Raw genomic sequence first — 13,582 nt, 5'->3', positions numbered from 1 at the left:
AGCGTTTAAAGCAATTCCAGCAAAAGTGCTTAAGCGGTTTTGCGTCCGGAACTGCGAAAGACAAGGCAGTTCCAGCAAAAGTGCTTAAGCGATTTTGCGTTCGGGATTGCCGAGTACAATCGGAACAGTTCCGGCTGGAACTGTCGCTGCCGGATGCGGCAGAGAACGAATTATGAGCGCAGACGCCTTGTTGGCAGCGGCGCTCCAAGCGGAAACGGATAGATCCATGAGCTTCACCGTCGCCATCGTCGGGCGTCCCAATGTCGGCAAGTCCACCTTGTTCAACCGTCTGGTCGGCAAGAAGCTGGCGCTCGTCGACGACACGCCGGGTGTCACCCGCGACCGTCGCCCGGGCGATGCCAAGCTGATCGATCTGCGCTTCCGCATCATCGATACGGCCGGTCTCGAGCAATCTGGACCCGACACGCTGCAGGGGCGCATGTGGGCGCAGACCGAGGCCGCGATCGATGAAGCCGACCTGTCGCTGTTCCTGGTGGATGCCAAGGGCGGCCTGACGCCGGCCGACGAGACGCTTGCCGAAATGCTACGCCGCCGCGGCAAGCCGGTGGTGCTGGTCGCCAACAAATCGGAAGCGCGCGGTTCGGACGGTGGCTTCTACGATGCGTTCACGCTCGGCCTTGGCGAGCCGTGCCCGATTTCGGCCGAGCACGGCCAGGGCATGCTCGATCTGCGCGACGCGATCGTCGCTGCGATCGGCGAAGACCGGGCCTACCCGCCGGAAGACGACGTGGCCGAAACCGATATCGATCTGCGCCCGACCTTCAAGGACGAAGATGGTGAAGAGGAAGAGGCCGAGGCCTATGACGAGACCAAGCCGCTGCGCGTGGCGATCGTCGGTCGTCCGAACGCCGGCAAGTCGACGCTGATCAATCGCTTCCTCGGCGAAGACCGTCTGCTGACCGGCCCGGAAGCCGGCATCACCCGCGATTCCATCTCGGTCGAATGGGAATGGCGCGGCCGCACCATAAAGATGTTCGACACCGCCGGCATGCGCCGCAAGGCCAAGGTGCAGGAGAAGCTCGAAAAGCTCTCGGTCGCCGATGCGCTACGCGCCATCCGCTTCGCCGAAACGGTTGTCATCGTCTTCGACGCCACCATTCCCTTCGAGAAGCAGGACCTGCAGATCGTTGACCTCGTCCTGCGCGAAGGCCGGGCGGCGGTGCTCGCTTTCAACAAATGGGACCTCGTCGAGGACTGGCAGACGGTGCTTGCCGATCTTCGCGAAAAGACTGAGCGGCTGCTGCCGCAGGCGCGCGGCATCCGCGCCGTGCCGATCTCCGGCCACACCGGCTACGGTCTCGACCGGCTGATGCAGGCGATCATCGATACCGACAAGACCTGGAACCGCCGCATCTCGACCGCGCGGCTTAACCGCTGGCTGGAATCGCAGACGATCCAGCATCCGCCACCGGCCGTGTCCGGTCGCCGCCTGAAGCTCAAGTACATGACCCAGGTGAAGGCCCGTCCGCCGGGCTTCATGATCTCCTGCACCCGCCCCGACGCGCTGCCGGAATCCTACATCCGCTACCTGATCAACGGTCTGCGCAACGATTTCGACCTGCCGGGCGTGCCGATCCGCATGCATTTCCGCTCGGGCGACAACCCGTACGAATCCAAGGCGAAGAAGCGCCGCTGAGAGAAATCGACCATGCCGCTCAGGCGGCAGGAAGACTGCCTGCAAACCTTGAATAAGGCTAAGGTTCTCCAGCGGGAGGGTAACCTCATTCCCCCTCATCCTCGCCCTTGTGGCGGGGATCCAGCGACCCGACGTCCGTCGGGTCAGAAAAGCCTTTCAGCCCAAGGGCTTGGGCTGGCTAGATTCCTGTGATTGGCACAGGAATGACGGAGATTTTGGCGGGCGCAAAGCTCTTTTCGGAAAACGCGGCGTCACTTAAGCCGCAGGCAGCTTTTCCCTGGGGACCAGCGCACCGTGATGGCCGATGACGCCGGCAGCGACGCTTGCCGCAAAGGCAGCGGCCTGGGCTGGTTTGTCGCCCGCCACCAGGCGGGAGACGAAGGCGCCGTTGAAGCTGTCGCCGGCGCTGGTTGTATCGACGACGCGCTCGACCGGGGTTGCCGGCACATGCTCAACCGGGGCGTCGCCAAAGGCGAGCGTCACGCCCTTTTCGCCATCCTTCACCACGATATTTGCGGCGCCGAGGCTTTTGTAACGGGCAATCGTCGCTTCGATCGAAGCGTCGCCGAAATGGGTGATCTCGTCGTCGAAGCTCGGCATCACCAGGGTAGCGGCGCGGGCACCGTCGGTCAGCGTGCGGCGCATGCGCTCCGCATCGTCCCAGAGCCGCGGGCGAATGTTCGGGTCGAAGACCACCGTTTTGCCCGAGGCCTTGGCGCGGCGCAGTTCCGACAGCAGCGTTTCCACCGCATCGGGGGCAAGGATCGCCAGCGTGATGCCGGAGAAGAGGATGAGGTCGGAGCTTTCGATCGCGCGTCTTAGGTGCTCGGCATCCTCGGCAAGCAGCTTGGCTGCCGAGTGCGAGCGCCAGTAGGAGAAGCTGCGCTCGCCGTCCTTCAGATGGATCATGTAGAGGCCTGCCGAGCGGTTCTCGATGCGGCGGACGGCCGACGTGTCGATCGCTTTTTCCGCCATGAAGGCCAGCATCTCGTCGGAGACCGTGTCGGTGCCGACGGCGGAGCAGTAGGCGACGGTCCAATCAGCAGGCATGAACAGCCGCGCATAGTAGGCGGCGTTGAACGTGTCGCCGGCATAGCCTTTGCGCAAGAGCCCGCCTTCCGCCTGCATGAGCTCGACCATGCACTCCCCGATCGCAAGCATCTTTCCGGCCAACGGCTTTCCTCCTCACAAGATTTCGCCTGAGACGGGATAAGGGTCTCGATCGTTCTCGGCAAGAGATAGTTTCCGGCTGCTCGGTGGCGATCGGTGCGTGGCGGTGAATGGCGTTTACTCCAGCGCCGGGCAACGCTACACCTTTGCGCGACAGACCGTCTTCAGGGGGCTTACATGGCGTCTCGGCAGGTATCGGGTGACGATTGGTGGCGCGGTGCGGTGATCTATCAGGTCTATCCGCGCTCGTTCCAGGATACCGACGACGACGGCATCGGCGACCTCAAAGGCGTTACCCGCAGGCTGCCGCATATCGCCTCGCTGGGCGTCGATGCGATCTGGCTGTCGCCGTTCTTCACCTCGCCGCAGGCTGACATGGGCTACGACGTGTCTGATTACTGCGACGTCGATCCGATGTTCGGAACGCTCGCCGATTTCGACGAGATGCTTGGCGCGGCCCATCGTCTCGGCCTGAAGGTGATCATCGACCAGGTGATCTCGCACACGGCCGATCGCCATCCCTGGTTTATCGAAAGCCGCTCCAGCCGAACCAACGCGAAAGCGGACTGGTATGTCTGGGCCGATCCGAAGCCGGACGGCACGGCGCCCAACAACTGGCTGTCGATCTTCGGCGGGCCGGCCTGGGAGTGGGACGGCGTGCGCAAGCAGTATTACATGCACAACTTCCTGGGCTCGCAGCCGGACCTCAACTTCCACAATCCTGAAGTTCAGGACGCGGTGCTCGATGCCGCCCGCTTCTGGCTCGACCGCGGTGTCGACGGCTTCCGCCTCGATACGGTGAACTTCTACTTCCACGACAAGCATCTGCGGGACAACCCGCCGCTCATTCCCGATCCGGATGCAACCAGCAACGATGCACCTGACGTGAACCCCTATGGCATGCAGGATCATCTCCACGACAAGAGCCAGCCGGAAAACATCGCCTTCCTTGCGCGGTTCCGGGCTTTGCTCGATCGCTACGAGGGCCGTATGACCGTCGGTGAAGTGGGCGACGGCGCCCGCTCGCTGAAGACCGTGGCCGCCTATACCAGCGGCGGCGACAAGCTCAACATGTGCTACACCTTTGACCTCCTGGGCCCGGACTTCACCGCGGCCCATATCCGCCGCTGCGTCGAGAACTTCCAGAAGGCGGTGACCGACGGCTGGGTCTGCTGGGCCTTTTCCAACCACGACGTGACACGCCATGTCAGCCGCTTTGCCCCCAACGAAGCAGAGAGGGAGAGCGTGGCGCGGCTGGCGATCACGCTGCTTTCCGCCTTGCGCGGCTCGATCTGCCTTTATCAGGGCGAGGAACTGGGGCTGCCGGAAGCCGAGCTTGCCTTCGAGGATCTGCGCGATCCCTATGGCATCCGCTTCTGGCCCTCCTATAAGGGCCGCGACGGATGCCGCACACCTATGGTTTGGGAAGAGAACGCTGTGAATGCCGGTTTCACCGGCGGCAAGCCGTGGCTGCCGGTGCCCGAGGACCATCGGCGCCTGTCGGTGGACGCCCAGCAAGCCGGTGACACGGTGCTCGATCACTATAGGGCGACGCTCGCCTTCCGCCGATCGCAGCCGGCGCTCAGCGATGGCACGATGCGGTTCCTCGACACCAACAGCGACCTGCTCGCCTTTGTACGCGAGAAGGCCGGCGAACGGGTGCTCTTCGTTTTCAACCTCACCCGGGAACCCCTGGAGTTTCCGGCGCCCGCTGCGGTCGAGCCCCTGGAATTGCCCGGATATCCGGCGCGGCTGGAAGCCGGTAGCATCAGGGTTGCCGGACTGTCGGTCTTCGCAGGGAAATACTGATGCGCGTATTGTTGATGGATGACGAGGCCATCGGCCGCTGGGTCGAGATGCGCGTGGCGCTCTGGCCGGATACCCCCGCCGCGGATCATCGCGCCGAGGTCGAATCCTGTCTTGCGGAGGGCGACCGCTATGCTTCGTTCCTGTGCGAGGACGAAGCCGGGGTCGCTGCCGGCTTCGCCGAAGCGTCGATCCGCCACGATTATGTCAACGGCTGCGAGACCTCGCCCGTCGGCTTCCTCGAAGGGATCTACGTGTTGCCCGCCTACCGTCGCCGCGGGGTGGCGCGCGCCCTGATCATCGCGGTCGAACGCTGGGCGACGAGCCGGGGCTGCCAGGAACTCGCCTCCGACACGGCGACCGACAATCTCAGAAGCCAGAGCCTGCACATGGCGCTCGGCTTCGAGGAGACGGAGCGCGTCGTCTATTTCCGCAAGGAACTGGCGCCCGCCGTGGCCGACAACTGAGCACTGCGGCCAATCACCCGATCAGCATGAACTTGTCGACATCGACCAGCCCGCGATCCGAGATCTTCAGATGCGGGATGACCGGCAACGGCAGGAAGGCGAGCTGCAGGAACGGCTCTTCCAGCGTCGCGCCGAGCGCGAAGGCGGCCTGCCTCAGATGGTGCAGGGTATCGCGGACGCTCTCATAGGGTTCGAGGCTCATCAGGCCTGCCACCGGCAGCGCGATTTCTCCGGTCACCTTGCCATCTTCGACGACGACGAAGCCGCCCTTGATCTCGCCGAGCCGGTTGGCGGCGATCGCCATGTCCTCGTCGTTGACGCCGACCACGCAGATGTTGTGGCTGTCATGGCCGACGGTCGAGGCAATCGCACCCTTCTTCAGCCCGAAGCCTTGAACGAAGCCGTTGGCATGGTTGCCGTTGACGCCGTGGCGCTCGATGACGGCGACCTTGATGATGTCGCGGCCGAGATCGACGCCCGTCTGGTTGCCGACGGCGGGCAGGCGGTAGCGGCGGTGCTCGGTAATGATCTTGCCCGGCAGAACGCCGATGACCGACGTGTCGCCGTCAGCGACTGGAATGCCGAAGGCGCTGGCGTGTACGTGGCCGGCCTTGACACTGTCGAGCCCGACCGGGGCGACCGGATTGCGGGTGGCAAAGAGCGCGTCGGTGACGCGCCGGCCACCGGAAAACACCGTCTCGGCCTTGCAGTTTTCCAGGCTGTCGATGACCACGAGATCGGCGCGCCAGCCGGGGGCGACGAGGCCGCGGTCGCGCAGGCCGAAGGCGCGGGCGGCCGAGATGGATGCGGCGCGATAGATGGCCAGCGGCTCGACGCCGGCGGATATGGCCGTGCGGATCATGTGGTCGAGGTGACCCTGCTCGGCGATATCAAGCGGATTGCGATCATCGGTGCAGAGCGCCAGGTGCGGCGATAGCCGCTCGGTGATGATCGGCATCAGCGCATGCAGGTCCTTGGAGACCGAGCCCTCGCGCACGAGGATGTGCATGCCCTTGCGGATCTTCTCCATCGCTTCTTCGGCGCTGGTGCATTCGTGGTCGGTGCGGATGCCGGCCGCGAGGTAGCCGTTCAGGTCCTTGCCCGACAGCAGCGGCGCGTGGCCGTCGATATGCGCGCCCTGGAAGGCCTCGAGCTTGGCAAGGCAGACCGGATCCTTGTGCACCACGCCGGGGAAGTTCATGAACTCGGCAAGGCCGATGACTTTCGGATGGTGGCGGAAGGGCAGGAGCCTTTCGATCGGCAGGTCGGCGCCCGACGTTTCCAGATGCGTTGCGGGTACGCAGGAGGAAAGCTGGACGCGGATATCCATGATCGTCTCGAGCGCCGAATCCAGGAAATACTCGATGCCTTCGGTGCCGAGCACATTGGCAATCTCGTGCGGGTCGCAGACGACGGTGGTGATGCCGAGCGGCAGGACGCAACGATCGAACTCGTGCGGCGTGACCAGCGAGGATTCGATGTGCAGATGGGTGTCGATGAAGCCCGGCACGACGATGCGGCCGGTGATGTCGATTTCCTCGCGCCCCTCGTAGCTGCCGAAGGTGCCGACGATGCGGTCGCCCGAGATCGCGATGTCGGAGGCGACGAGTTCGCCGGTGACGAGATCGAAGAACCGCCCGCCCTTCAGGACGATGTCAGCGGGCTCGCGTCCGACGCCCTGATCGATATAGCGTTCCAGCGCTTCGGACATGAGGCAACTCCATTTCTTATACGCGCCCCGAATGCTCTCGGCGGGACGGCGCTTGGTTTCATTGTTGCAGATAAGAGTAACCCTTCCCCCGTTGCCGGGGAAAGGGTTCTGATGGTCTCGGTGAGGCCCGCTTAGATATTACTGTTGAGAACCGCGCGCAGCTTGCCGAAGAGCTCGTCGATCTCGGCCTTGGAGATGATCAGCGGCGGTGACAGCGCGATGATGTCGCCGGTGGTGCGGATCAACAGACCGCTCTCATAGGCCTTGAGGAAGGCGGAGAAGGCGCGCTTGGTCGGCTCGCCGGCGATCGGCTGCAACTCGATCGCGCCGATCAGGCCGAGATTGCGGATGTCGATGACATGCGGGCAGTCTCGCAGCGAGTGCAGGCCTTCCTCCCAATAGGGCGCAAGCTCGGCGGCACGGGTCAAAAGGCCCTCTTCCTTGTAGGTGTCGAGCGTGCCGAGGGCGGCGGCCGAGGCGATCGGGTTGCCCGAATAGGTGTAGCCGTGGAAGAACTCGATCATGTGCTCCGGGCCGTTCATGAACGCGTCATGGATCTCGGAGGTGACAAAGACCGCGCCCATCGGGATGACGCCGTTGGTCAGGCCCTTGGCGGTGGTGATGATGTCGGGCTTGACGTCGAAATACTGCGCGGCAAACGGCGTGCCGAGGCGGCCGAAACCGGTGATGACTTCATCGAAAATCAGCAGGATACCGTGCTTGGTGCAGATCTCGCGGAGCTTCTGCAGGTAGCCCTTCGGCGGGATCAGCACGCCGGTCGAGCCGGCCACAGGCTCGACGATCACGGCGGCGATGGTGGAGGCGTCATGCAGCGTGACGATGCGCTCGAGTTCGGTCGCGATATCGCCGCCATGTTCCGGCTCGCCGCGAGTGAAGCCATTCTGGGCCGGCAGATGCGTATGCGGCATGTGGTCGACGCCGGTCAGAAGCGTGCCGAACATCTTGCGGTTGGAGACGATGCCGCCGACCGAGATGCCGCCGAAATTGACGCCGTGATATCCGCGCTCGCGACCGATCAGGCGGAAGCGCGAGCCGTCACCCTTGGCGCGGTGATAGGCGAGTGCCACCTTCAGCGCCGTATCCACCGATTCCGAGCCGGAGTTGGTGTAGAGAACGTGGTTCATGCCCTCGGGCGCGATGTCGACCAGGCGGTTTGCCAGTTCGAAGGCCTTGGGGTGGCCGAGCTGGAAGGCCGGCGCATAGTCGAGTTCGCCCGCCTGCGCACGGATCGCCTCGGTGATCTTCGGGCGACAATGGCCGGCGTTCACGCACCACAGACCCGCCGTGCCGTCCAGTACCGTGCGGCCGTCATGGGTCGTATAATGCATGTCCTTGGCGCCGACGAACATCCGCGGCTCCTTCTTGAACTGCCGGTTCGCAGTGAACGGCATCCAGAAGGCGCGCAGGTCGTTCGGCGTGTTAAGGCGGTTCGACATTCCAGTTCTCCTCGGTCTCTCTTGTCGTCCGGGCGGTGTTGCCGCCCATATTTTTACCCTTTGGTCAAACTATCAGGGCGCCGGGGCGCGTCAAGCCTCGCGCCGGTCCGGCCGACGGGTCTTGGACGGGGCTTGGCAACAGCGAAATTTCGCCGCGCCGCCGGATCTTTTCTCAAGCTTAACTTGTTTGCGGCAACGCTCTGCTGCCATGGCTTGTCGGCTCCGTGGCGCCTTTTGGATGACCGGCGAGTTCGGAGTTGGAAACGTGTCGAGGTTCGGGATAGCACACGCGGCGATTGCCGTGCTCTTCCTGCCGGGCCCGGCAAGGGGCGCCGAACTGATTGCTGACGGCCACTTTGACAAGGGACAGGATACGTTCTGGGCGAGTGACGGGCTGACGCTCACGCGCGAGAAAGGCCGGCTTTGCGTCGAGGTTGCGCGGGGTGGCGAAGCCTGGAGCCAACTCATCGGCACCAACGGCCTGAAGCTCGAGCCCGGTCGCATCTACCGCCTGTCGATGAAGGTGCTCGCCGAGCCTGTGCGCAGCGTCCAGGCGAGGGTGCAGCGCGCTGCCGATCCCTGGACCACGGTGGACGAATTCACGATGGAAGGCACGCCGGAGGGCAGACTTTTTTCGGCGGAATTCGCAGGCCAGGAACCGGACGAAGCGCAGCTCGTGTTTCCGCTTGGCGGCGGCGAGGGCGGCCGCGTCTGCCTCGACGACATCTCGCTGGTGGCGACCGGGGCTGCTTCGCCGGCGGCGCGGCGGGCGGCGGAAGGGCCAGCCATTCGCGTCAACCAGCTCGGCTACCTGACCGATGGCCCGAAGCGCGCGACCTTCGTCGCCGATGCGAAGCGCCCCATCGATTTTCAACTGCTGGATTCCAAAGACAAGATCGTCGGCAAGGGCAAGACGCAGCCCCACGGTTACGATCCGACCGCCGGGGTCGAGACGCAGGTTGCGGACTTCTCGGCGTTCAAGACGCCGGGGGACGGCTATCGTCTCGTGTCCGGCGACTGGGCGAGCGATCGCTTCTCGATCGGCGAGGATCTCTATACGCGGCTCCGGGTCGATGCGCTGTCCTGGTTCTACCCGCAAAGAAGCGGGATCGAGATCAAGGGCGCGGTCGCCGGCAAGGCCTATGCCCGGCCGGCCGGTCACGTCGGCGTCGCGCCGAACCAGGGCGACAAGGCGGTTCCGTGTCTTGGCGGCGCGCAGGCCGACGCGCTCTATGGCGGCTGGTCCTGTTCCTACCAACTGGACGTTACCGGCGGCTGGTATGACGCCGGCGACCACGGCAAATATGCGGTGACCGGCGCGCTGGCTGCCGCCCAACTGCTTGCCACCTACGAACGCGGCCTGACCTTTGCGCCGAAATCGGCGGTGACCCGCGACGGGCTGGCGCGCATTCCGGAAAACGGCAATGGCCTCCCGGACATTCTGGATGAGGCGCGTTGGGAGCTGGAATTCCTGCTGCGGATGATGGTCCCGGATGGGGAGCCGCTTGCCGGCATGGTGCACCACAAGATCCATGATACGGCCTGGACCGCCGCACCGATGCTGCCGGGCGACGACCCGCAGCCGCGCGCGCTCTACCGTCCCTCGACGGCGGCGACGCTCGATGTCGCGGCGGTGGCGGCCCAGGGCGCGCGGCTCTTTGCCGAGCACAACCCGACATTTTCCGCGCGACTGCTTTCGGCGGCGCGCAAGGCGTGGGTGGCGGCCAATGCCAATCCCGCACTCCTTGCGCCAAGGTCCGACGGGTTCGGCGGCGGTGGCGACTACGACGACGACAGCATTTCCGACGAGCTCTTCTGGGCGGCGACCGAACTTTATCTGACGACGGGCAACGGCGAATATCTCAAGACCCTGCGGGCCTCGCCGCTCTGGGAGGCGGATGTGTTTTCGCCCGGCGGTGCCTTCAACTGGCGCGACGTTGCCGGCTTCGCGCGGCTGCAACTCGCCCTTTATGGCAAAGCCTTGCCGGCGGCGGACCGCGAAGCGATCGGCAGATCGGTGGTGTCGGCGGCGCAGCGCCTCTTGTCCGCGCAGCAGGCCGAGAGCTTCGGCATTGTCTACCGACCGGAAAACAGGCGCTACGACTGGGGATCGAACCAGCTGATGCTGCAGAACATCGTCGTGCTGTCGGCCGCCTATGATCTCTCCGGCGACAGGGTCTTTCTCGATGGCGCGCGCGAGGGCATGGACTACATCCTCGGGCGCAACGCGATGGGGCTTTCCTACATAACCGGCTATGGCAGCCGCTCGCCGCAGAACCAGCACAGCCGCTGGTACGCCCGCCAGCGCGATCCGCAGTTGCCAAATCCGCCCGTCGGCTCGCTTGCCGGCGGCCCGAACTCGACCTTTGTCGACGACATCGCCAGGGAGCGGCTGCGCGGCTGCGCGCCGCAGACCTGCTATGTCGACGATATCGAAGCCTATGGGTCCAACGAAATCGCCATCAACTGGAATGCGCCGCTCGTTTATGTCGCGTCGTTCCTGGCCGACGCGCGATAGGAGACTGAAAGCGTGACCGGGATTGCCTTTGTCGGAACCGGCTTCGTCGCCGACTATTACATGACGACGCTCGCCAACCATCCGGAGCTGCGGCTCGTCGGCGTCTGGGACCGCGACGCCGAGCGTCTCGACGCGTTTGCGCGCTACTGGAAGGTTTCGCCCTATGACTCGCTCGACGCCGTGCTTTCCGATCCGGCGGTGTCGATCGTCGTCAATCTGACCACTCCGGAGAGCCACTATACCGTAAATTGCAGAGCGCTTTCGGCCGGAAAGCACGTCTATTGCGAGAAGCCGCTGGCGATGACGGTGGAGGAGGCGAGCGAACTCGTCGACCTGGCGAAGGCCAAGGGGCTGCTGCTTGCCGGTGCGCCGGCCAACGGCCTCAGCGACGCGCAGGCGCTTTGCGCTCATCTGCTCGCGGACGGCACCATCGGCACGCCGCGGCTTGTCTATGCCGAGATGGAAGATGGCCCGGTGTTCAAGGCCAACTGGCGCGCCTGGCGCAGCCGCTCGGGCGCCCGCTGGCCCGGCGTCCATGAATTCGAGGTCGGATGCACGCTCGAGCATGCCGGCTATGCGGCAAGCTGGCTGGTCTCGCTGTTCGGCCCGGTCGCCGAAGTCAGCGCCGTCTCGGCGCTCACCTTTCCGGACAAGGGGCCGGGAACCGAGACGCTGGCGCTCGGGCCCGATTTTTCCGTGGGTTGCCTCACGTTCCGCTCCGGTGTGACGGCGCGGGTCACCTGTGGCCTGGCGGCGCCGCGCGACCGCTCGCTGACGATCATCGGCGACAAGGGCATGATCTCCGTTCGCGATCTCTGGGACAATCGTTCGCCGATCCATCTGGAGACCTTCGGGACGAAACGCCCGCTTCTTCACCGCGGGCTCGACTGGCTGGAATGGAAACTTGGCCGCAAGCTTCCGCTTCGGCTCTATCCTGGAACGAAGATCCGCTATCCGACGGGGCCGGCCACAAGGGCGCTTCCGGCCTTTCCGTCGCAGATCGATTTCGTGCGCGGCATAGCGGTGCAGGCGCAGGCGATCGAGCGCGGCGAGACACCGTTCTTCTCCGGCGCGACGGCACGACATTTGACGGAAGTGGTGTTGGCGCTCAACGGCGGCTGGCGGGACTACCGTCCGCTCGATCTCTAAGCGGCGCAGTGTCGGCACCGCACCGGTTCCGTTTCGGCGCAGGCTTATCCGGCGTCCGGCGTCTTTGCGCGGATCGTCTCGATGATTTCCAGGGCCTTTATGCTGGCCGATAGCGGCATTGACGGATGTTCGTCGCGACCCTCGAGAATGGCTGTGCTTGCCGCCTCGATCTCGAACTGCAGGCCGCTTCCGGGGAAGTGATGGTCGTGGCGGGTGAGGCCGGGCAGGGGGAGATGCCGGGCTAGCCGGTAGGCCGCTTTTCCGTTGAAAGCCAGCAGCTTGCGCGCCGGTCCGCCGGTGGAAACGAAGAGGCGGCTTGCCTTCAGAAACGGCGCGTCGATCACCAGCGTGCCGCGCTCGCCCTCGATGACGAAGCGATTGTGGCCGTTTCGATCGAAGCCGCAGCCGAGCGCGGCGTCAAAGCCCTCATAGGCCAGCTTGACCTTGGCCGAAGTGTCGACGCCGGTCGGCGCGCGCTTCCACGAGCCGTCGACGGACGCGGGGTCGCCGAACAGATTGAGGCAAAGGGCAATCGGATAAATCCCGAGGTCGAGCAGCGACCCACCGCCGAGCGCCGGATCGAAGAACCGGCTGCCGGCGTCGAACGGTTTCTCATAGGCGAGTTCCGCCCTGACATGGCGGATCGTGCCGAGCGTTCCGACAGCGAGCAAGTCGCGAACCCTGGATATCGCCGGAAGAAAACAGGTCCAGAGCGCCTCCATGGCAAAGGTGCCGCCGGCGGCGGTTGCGAGCGCGCGCGCGTCGGCCGACGACGTCGTCAGCGGCTTTTCGACCAGCACGGCCTTGCCGGCGGCGAGCGCCAGGGTGGCCTGCTGAAGGTGCTCGGCATTGGGTGAGGCGATATAGATCGCGTCGATATCGGGAGCGGTGGCCAGTGCCTCGATACCGTGATAGCTGCGCAGGCCGCCGAAACGCGCAGCGAAGCTCTCGGCCTTCTGCGCGCTGCGGGATGAGACGGCGACAAGGCTCGCATGGTGTGCGAAGCGGAAGTCTGCGGCAAAACTGTTTGCGATCGTGCCGGTTCCGGCGATGCCCCAGCGGACCTTGTCACGCATATCCCGATGTCCGCTTTCCGGCTTTTTCTGTCGCGGCGCATCGTGCCCCGGAAGTCTCAAGGCTCGGTAAATGCCGGCGAGTGCCGGCACCTTTCACGTGCAAAATCGGGAAGACTATCCGCCAAAGAATAAGCCCCGCGCGATTTCTCGTGTGGGGCTGTTCGAACGGGTCCGCAGATGCGGACCGGGTATCAGGCCGATTTGCGGACCGGAGTCTTTTCTGCAGTGGCGATCTGGTCGTCACCGTAGATTTGATTGAGCGTGCCTAGAATCCGCATGACCGCGTCGGATGAGCTAGAATAGTAAATCGTCTGCGCATCGCGACGGGTGCTGACGAGATTCTGAGCACGGAGCTTAGAAAGATGCTGGGAGAGAGCCGATTGGCTCAGCCCAACCTTGTTGGCCAATGCGCCGACCGCCATCTCTTCCTTGACGAGGGAATCGAGGATGAGTAGGCGCTTAGGGTTTGCCATGGCCGAGAGGAAACCGGCTGCTACCTCGGCTTCATCGTGTTTTTCAGGCGAAAGTGGCTGCATTGCGTGCTCCATGCGAAAATTACATCACACGTAGT

General features: G+C 64.4%; 10 protein-coding genes. 5 read left to right on the top strand and 5 right to left on the bottom strand.

Features of this window, described 5'->3' with window-relative positions:
- The first annotated feature begins 226 nt into the window (after positions 1–226).
- Positions 227–1,657, top strand: a complete 1,431-nt coding sequence (der, locus tag M2267_RS18455; RefSeq protein ID WP_429116059.1) for a ribosome biogenesis GTPase Der — start codon at positions 227–229, stop codon at positions 1,655–1,657.
- Between the two features lie 255 nt (positions 1,658–1,912).
- On the opposite strand, the gene M2267_RS18450 is transcribed toward der, so the two are convergent.
- Positions 1,913–2,830 carry a sugar kinase gene (locus tag M2267_RS18450; protein ID WP_429116057.1) on the bottom strand — a complete coding sequence of 306 codons (918 nt, stop codon included), beginning with the start codon at positions 2,828–2,830 and terminating at the stop codon, positions 1,913–1,915.
- A gap of 174 nt (positions 2,831–3,004) precedes the next feature.
- On the opposite strand from M2267_RS18450, the gene M2267_RS18445 reads away from it, so the two are divergent.
- Positions 3,005–4,636 (top strand): alpha-glucosidase family protein, encoded by a 1,632-nt coding sequence (locus M2267_RS18445; protein WP_429116055.1) that lies wholly within the window; start codon positions 3,005–3,007, stop codon positions 4,634–4,636.
- Positions 4,636–5,100 (top strand): aminoglycoside 6'-N-acetyltransferase, encoded by a 465-nt coding sequence (gene aac(6'), locus M2267_RS18440; protein ID WP_429116053.1) that lies wholly within the window; start codon positions 4,636–4,638, stop codon positions 5,098–5,100. Before M2267_RS18445 ends, aac(6') begins: the two co-directional genes overlap by 1 nt.
- A 13-nt stretch (positions 5,101–5,113) precedes the next feature.
- On the opposite strand, the gene ade is transcribed toward aac(6'), so the two are convergent.
- Both ade and M2267_RS18430 read right to left on the bottom strand, forming a co-directional pair.
- Positions 5,114–6,811: an adenine deaminase gene (gene ade, locus M2267_RS18435; RefSeq protein ID WP_429116051.1), complete on the bottom strand. Its 1,698-nt coding sequence runs from the start codon at positions 6,809–6,811 to the stop codon at positions 5,114–5,116.
- A gap of 131 nt (positions 6,812–6,942) precedes the next feature.
- Entirely contained in the window at positions 6,943–8,268 is a 1,326-nt protein-coding gene (locus M2267_RS18430) for an aspartate aminotransferase family protein (protein WP_043621123.1), read from the bottom strand.
- A 265-nt stretch (positions 8,269–8,533) separates the two neighbouring features.
- Between M2267_RS18430 and M2267_RS18425 the strand changes: the two genes are divergently transcribed.
- Both M2267_RS18425 and M2267_RS18420 read left to right on the top strand, forming a co-directional pair.
- Entirely contained in the window at positions 8,534–10,786 is a 2,253-nt protein-coding gene (locus M2267_RS18425) for a glycoside hydrolase family 9 protein (protein ID WP_429116050.1), read from the top strand.
- Positions 10,787–10,846: 60 nt separating this feature from the next.
- Complete coding sequence (locus M2267_RS18420; RefSeq protein ID WP_429116314.1) at positions 10,847–11,935, top strand: Gfo/Idh/MocA family protein; 1,089 nt, start codon at positions 10,847–10,849, stop codon at positions 11,933–11,935.
- Between the two features lie 44 nt (positions 11,936–11,979).
- Here the strand turns inward: M2267_RS18420 and M2267_RS18415 are convergent, their stop codons facing one another.
- Both M2267_RS18415 and M2267_RS18410 read right to left on the bottom strand, forming a co-directional pair.
- On the bottom strand, positions 11,980–13,011 hold the full coding sequence (locus M2267_RS18415) for a Gfo/Idh/MocA family protein (RefSeq protein ID WP_429116048.1): 1,032 nt from the start codon (positions 13,009–13,011) through the stop codon (positions 11,980–11,982).
- Between the two features lie 191 nt (positions 13,012–13,202).
- Complete coding sequence (locus tag M2267_RS18410) at positions 13,203–13,547, bottom strand: ArsR/SmtB family transcription factor (protein ID WP_043621113.1); 345 nt, start codon at positions 13,545–13,547, stop codon at positions 13,203–13,205.
- Positions 13,548–13,582: the final 35 nt, after the last annotated feature.

It is taken from the genome of Ensifer sp. KUDG1 (assembly GCF_050434285.1).
Taxonomy (GTDB): Bacteria; Pseudomonadota; Alphaproteobacteria; order Rhizobiales; family Rhizobiaceae; genus Ensifer.
The sequence above is the reverse complement of the archived record's forward strand: the minus strand, read 5'-3'. Positions and strand labels throughout refer to the sequence as shown.